The 1,600-nt window shown below is 65.3% G+C and carries 2 protein-coding genes; both read left to right on the plus strand.

The genetic code is table 11. From position 1 onward, the window contains the following. Positions 1–1,251 (plus strand): acyl-CoA dehydrogenase (locus ABY44_RS19465; RefSeq protein ID WP_431641613.1); only part of this gene is annotated, 1,251 nt, incomplete at its 5' end. 13 nt (positions 1,252–1,264) lie between these two features. Beyond that, positions 1,265–1,600: FAD-dependent oxidoreductase (locus tag ABY44_RS19470; protein WP_431641615.1), on the plus strand; the 336-nt coding region annotated here is incomplete at its 3' end.

Genomic DNA, 1,600 nt, shown 5'->3' on the forward strand with positions numbered 1-1,600 from the left:
CCGCAGGGCGACGGCACGTACAAGGTGTTCGGCACGAAGATCTTCATCACGTGGGGCGAGCACGACATGGCGGACAACATCGTCCACCTGGTGCTGGCACGCACGCCGAACGCGCCGGAAGGCGTGAAGGGCATTTCGCTGTTCATCGTGCCGAAGTTCCTGGTGAACGAGGACGGCTCGCTGGGCGAACGCAACGACGTGCACTGCGTGTCGATCGAGCACAAGCTCGGAATCAAGGCGAGCCCGACGGCGGTGTTGCAGTACGGCGATAACGGCGGCGCGATCGGCTACCTGGTCGGCGAAGAGAATCGCGGCCTCGAATACATGTTCATCATGATGAACGCGGCGCGGTTCTCGGTCGGCATGCAGGGCATCGGTATCTCCGACCGCGCCTATCAGCAGGCAGTGGAGTATGCGAAGGAGCGCGTGCAGAGCCGTCCGGTGGACGGATCGGCCAAGGAGTCGGTCACGATCATTCATCACCCGGACGTGCGCCGCATGCTCGGCACGATGCGTGCGCTGACGGAAGGCGCACGGGCACTGGCGTATGTGGCGGCCGCACATAGCGATCTCGCGCACGGCCACCCCGACGAAGCGACGCGCGCGCGGAACGAGGAGATTTACGAATTCCTGGTGCCGATCGTCAAGGGCTGGAGTACCGAGGCATCGCTGGAAGCGACGAGCCTGGGCGTGCAGGTGCACGGCGGGATGGGTTTCATCGAGGAAACGGGCGCGGCGCAGTACTACCGCGACGCGCGCATCCTGACCATCTACGAAGGCACGACGGCGATCCAGGCGAACGACCTCGTGGGTCGCAAGACGTTGCGCGACGGCGGCGCGGTGGCCTCGGCCCTGCTCGCCGAGATCGGCAAGACCATCGACGCGCTTGCGGCCGTGCAAGGCGCGCCGTTCGAATCGATGCGTCGACATCTCGAGGCGGGCGCGCAGGCACTGAAGACGGCGGTCGAGCATGTCGTCGCGAATACGAAGCGCGATCCCAATGGCGTGTTCGCCGGTAGCGTGTCGTATCTGAAGCTGGCCGGCATCGTGCTGAGCGGGTGGCAGATGGCGCGTGCAATGCTGGTCGCGTCGCACAAGCGGGCGGAGGACCCGTCGTTCTACGGCGCCAAGATCGCGACTGCGCAGTGCTTCGCGGAATTCATCCTGCCGCAGGCGCTGGGGTTGAGCGCATCGATCGTCAGCGTGAAGGGCGGGGAAGGCATCCTGGTCCTGTCGGAAGACCAGTTCTGAACTGGGCACCATCATGGAAGCGATAGATCGTGGTACGCACCGTACGGCCGAACTCGTTCAGCAGTACGGCCCGCGCGAATCGATGGAATACGACGTCGTGATCGTCGGCGGCGGCCCCGCCGGGCTGTCGGCGGCGATCCGGCTCAAGCAGCTGGCCGCCGAGAAAGGCACCGAAATCGGCGTGTGCGTGCTCGAGAAAGGTTCCGAGATCGGCGCGCACATCCTGTCGGGTGCGGTGATGGACCCGCGCGCGATCACCGAACTGTTCCCCGACTGGAAGGAACGCGGCGCGCCGCTCGACGTCGAGGTGACGGAAGACCGCTTCCTGTTCCTGTCCGAGAAAAGCGCG

The organism is Burkholderia sp. ZZQ-2 (assembly GCF_050768715.1).
Lineage (GTDB): Bacteria > Pseudomonadota > Gammaproteobacteria > Burkholderiales > Burkholderiaceae > Burkholderia > Burkholderia cepacia.